Origin of the sequence: Micromonospora sp. NPDC051296, from assembly GCF_040682255.1 — a bacterium.
Taxonomy (GTDB): domain Bacteria; phylum Actinomycetota; class Actinomycetes; order Mycobacteriales; family Micromonosporaceae; genus Micromonospora; species Micromonospora craterilacus.
Genome location: NZ_JBFBAO010000618.1, coordinates 1 through 1939, shown reverse-complemented (window position 1 = coordinate 1939; position 1939 = coordinate 1). Strand labels below are relative to the sequence as shown.

Genomic DNA, 1939 nt, shown 5'->3' with positions numbered 1-1939 from the left:
CTGATCGGGCTGGCCTTCGTCTATCTCGGCCTGGCCGCGCTGGGCGTGGTGCGGGATCCGTTCGCGCACCGCCCGGTGGCCCGGGTGGTGGTGCTCGGCGCGCTGGTCGGCGGCTTCCTGATCGGCCGGCCGTACCCGCTGTTCAACAAGCTGTTTGTCTGGGCGGTGGAGAGCGGGAACCCGCTCTACGGCGCCGGCGCGTTCGTCCTGCAGTCGCTCGGCAACATCGCCATCGTCGCGGCGCTGTTCGCCCTGCTCGTTCTGGTCACGCGGGGTGGGTTCATCCGCGCCCTGGCGGCCAGCCCGTCCCGGACGGCGGTGCTCACCGGCGGGTTGCTGATCGCGCTGGGCGTGTTCATGGTCGTGTACTGGAACGTGCGGCTACCCGCGATGTTCGACTATGGATGGTTCCCCACCATGCCGTACAACAGCAGGTGAGCGCTGTCGGGCGGTCCGTCTGGCCGGCGCGGGCCACCGGCCGGGGCAGCGCCCCGTCACCGGCCCGGGTGCCGGGGAACGTAGGCCGGCAGGACGCCGGCCTGCCGGGCCTGCGCCACGCTCGGCGCACCGGCGTCCCGGGGGGACATCCGCAGCGGCCCCTCCGGCCAGTCGATGGCGAGGTCGGGATCCATCGGGTTGACGGTACGCTCGGCCGCCGGGTCGTACGGCGACGAGCACAGGTACACCACGGTGGCCGGCTCGGTCAACGCGCAGAACGCGTGGCCGAGGCCGGCGTCGAGGTGCACCGCGTGCCGGTTGGCATCGTCCAGCCGCACCGCCTCCCAGCGACCGAAGGTCGGCGAACCCAGTCGCAGGTCCACGACGACGTCGAGTACGGCACCGCTGACGCAGGTGATGTATTTGTCCTGGCCCGGCGGCAGGTCGACCAGGTGGATGCCCCGGACCACGCCCCGGCCGGAGATCGAGATGTTGGACTGCGCCAGCGGGAACGGCCGGCCGACCGCCGCGGCGAAGGTCTCCGCCTGGTACCACTCCAGGAACAGGCCCGGGTCGTCGCCGTGGTGCCTCGGGGTGACCAGCCAGGCCCCGTCGATCGTCAACGGACGGATCTCCACCCTGTCCTCCTACCCCCGGCGTCCATCCAGGACGGTCGGTTTGCCGGCCCGGCCGGGTCGACGACGCGCCCGGGGCGACGATGAGCCTACCGACGATCGAGGCGACGGTCGCCGGGCGAGAGGCGACGGGCGGGCGAGCGGCGACGGCGGGCGACGGCGATCGGAGGTGGTCGTGAGCGGCATCCGGCTCCTCGTCACCGGTGGCGCCGGTTTCATCGGGTCGCACTACGTGCGGACCCTGCTCGGGCCGGACGGTCCCGGCGACGTCCACGTCACCGTCCTGGACAAGGTCACCTACGCCGGCAACCTCGCGAACCTGCGCCCGGTGGCCGGTCATCCCGCGTACCACTTCGTGCGAGGCGACATCTGCGACGGACCGCTGGTGGACCGCCTGGTGGCCGAGCACGACCAGGTGGTGCACTTCGCCGCCGAGTCGCACGTCGATCGGTCCATCGCCGACGGCGGGGACTTCGTGCGCACCAACGCCCTGGGCACCTGGACGCTGCTGGAGGCGGTCCGGCGTCGGCACGGCGACCGCGCACTGTTCGTACACGTCTCCACCGACGAGGTGTACGGCTCGATCGACGAGGGCAGTTGGCCGGAGACCGACCCGGTGCTGCCCAGTTCACCGTACGCGGCGACGAAAGCCGCCAGCGATCTGCTCGCCCTGGCCTTCGTCCGCACCCACGGGCTCGACGTACGGGTGACCCGGTGCGCCAACAACTACGGCCCCCACCAGCATCCGGAGAAGCTGGTGCCGCTGGCGATCACCAACCTGCTCGACGGCGACCGCGTCCCGCTCTACGGTGACGGCCGGCACGTGCGCGACTGGCTGCACGTCGACGACCACGTGCGGGCGCTGG

2 protein-coding genes and 1 pseudogene are annotated in these 1939 nt (G+C 72.0%); 2 read left to right on the top strand and 1 reads right to left on the bottom strand.

Features of this window, described 5'->3' with window-relative positions:
- Nucleotides 1-438, top strand: a pseudogene (locus tag AB0M52_RS33560) (hypothetical protein); the annotation flags it as partial.
- A 56-nt stretch (nucleotides 439-494) separates the two neighbouring features.
- On the opposite strand, the gene AB0M52_RS33555 reads toward AB0M52_RS33560, so the two are convergent.
- On the bottom strand, nucleotides 495-1076 hold the full coding sequence (locus tag AB0M52_RS33555; protein WP_363961869.1) for a dTDP-4-dehydrorhamnose 3,5-epimerase family protein: 582 nt from the start codon (nucleotides 1074-1076) through the stop codon (nucleotides 495-497).
- A 181-nt stretch (nucleotides 1077-1257) separates the two neighbouring features.
- On the opposite strand from AB0M52_RS33555, the gene AB0M52_RS33550 reads away from it, so the two are divergent.
- Nucleotides 1258-1939: GDP-mannose 4,6-dehydratase (locus AB0M52_RS33550; RefSeq protein WP_363961871.1), on the top strand; the 682-nt coding region annotated here is incomplete at its 3' end.